Source organism: Companilactobacillus halodurans (assembly GCF_009600985.1).
Classification (GTDB): Bacteria; Bacillota; Bacilli; order Lactobacillales; family Lactobacillaceae; genus Companilactobacillus; species Companilactobacillus halodurans.
On the sequence record NZ_VDFP01000111.1, the window covers coordinates 1 to 1559 of the forward strand.

1 protein-coding gene is annotated in these 1559 nt (G+C 37.0%); it reads left to right on the forward strand.

Annotation, left to right across the window (positions count from 1 at the left end; all coding sequences use genetic code 11):
* Nucleotides 1-1299: glycoside hydrolase family 1 protein (locus FHL06_RS12835; protein ID WP_153386978.1), on the forward strand; the 1299-nt coding region annotated here is incomplete at its 5' end.
* Nucleotides 1300-1559 lie beyond the last annotated feature (260 nt).

The window sequence follows — 1559 nt, forward strand, 5'->3', positions numbered from 1 at the left end:
AAAGACATCAAAGAGGGAGCTTATTATCCATCTCATCAAGGTAGTGATTTTTATCATCACTATAAAGAAGATATTAAATTATTAGCAGGGATGGGTTATAAAACTTATCGTATGTCAGTTGCCTGGACTAGAATTTTTCCTAATGGCGACGATGCAAAGCCTAATCAAAAAGGTCTTGATTTCTATCGTAAGGTTTTTGAGGAATGTCATAAATATGGGATTGAACCTTTAGTCACGATTTCTCATTATGAGATGCCATATCATTTAACTGAAGCATATGGCGGCTGGGGTAGTCGAAAAGTTATCGACTTTTATGTTAAATATGCGAAAACTTTGTTTACAGAATATAAGGATTTAGTTAAATACTGGTTAACTTTTAATGAAATCAATATCGGAATGTTATTTGGTGGCTATATGTCACTGGGCTTGCCAGTTAAGGACGGAGCTGCACCTTTCAATCCCAAGATGTCTGATGAAGATGTCCAAAATAATTTGCAAGGGTTGCATCATCAATTTGTAGCGAGTGCTCTGGCTGTTAAGATTGGTCACAAGATCAATGCTGACAATATGATTGGTTGTATGATTGCGGGTAACGTCAACTATCCTTTGACATCTAATCCGGATGACGTTTTGAAGGCACAATTGGCTAACGAAATTAATAATTATTACTGTGGTGATGTTCAAGTTCGTGGGGCTTATCCACACTTTGCACAACGTTTTTGGAATGAACACAACGTAAAATTGAATATTACCGCTGAGGATACGGAAATTTTGAAAGAAGGAACGGTCGATTACTATAGTTTCAGTTATTATTCATCAAATACTTTAACGACTGATGAGAGTAAAGGTGAAGCGGCTGGAAACTTTTCAACTGGGGTCAAAAATCCTTACTTGAAGTATAGTGAATGGGGCTGGAGTATGGATCCTAAAGGACTTCGCTGGTATCTAAATGATGTTTACGGTCGTTATGGGATTCCAATTATGGTTGTAGAAAATGGACTTGGTGCCCGTGATACCGTTGAAAAAGACGGATCTATCAACGATGATTATCGAATTGATTATCTTAAAGGTCACATTGAACAAATGAAAGAAGCTATCAAGGATGGCGTTGATTTGATTGGCTATACACCTTGGGGCTGTATCGATTTGGTCTCAGCCGGAACTGGTCAAATGGCTAAACGTTATGGATTTGTTTATGTTAACCGTGATGATGACAATAAAGGTGATTTCAGTCGAACACCAAAGAAGAGTTATTACTGGTATAAGAAAGTTATCGAGTCAAATGGTGAAGAATTGTAAAATTTCTGAGCGTCGTGATTGCGTGATATCAAAAAAGCTTTCATAATAGTAGTACAATCTCAAAGCAAAGAGGAAATTACTTATGAAAGATAAAATACCGAGGGTCACGCTGAGATTATCAATCATTGTATTAGTAGTACTTGGAGTTGGACTCTATTTTTTGAATCAACCAAACGCAGTATTAGCGTTATTTGCGGTCGTTATCTTGTCAGCGGTCTATTTATGTGGAATGGAAAAAGACCATGATAACTTCATGCATC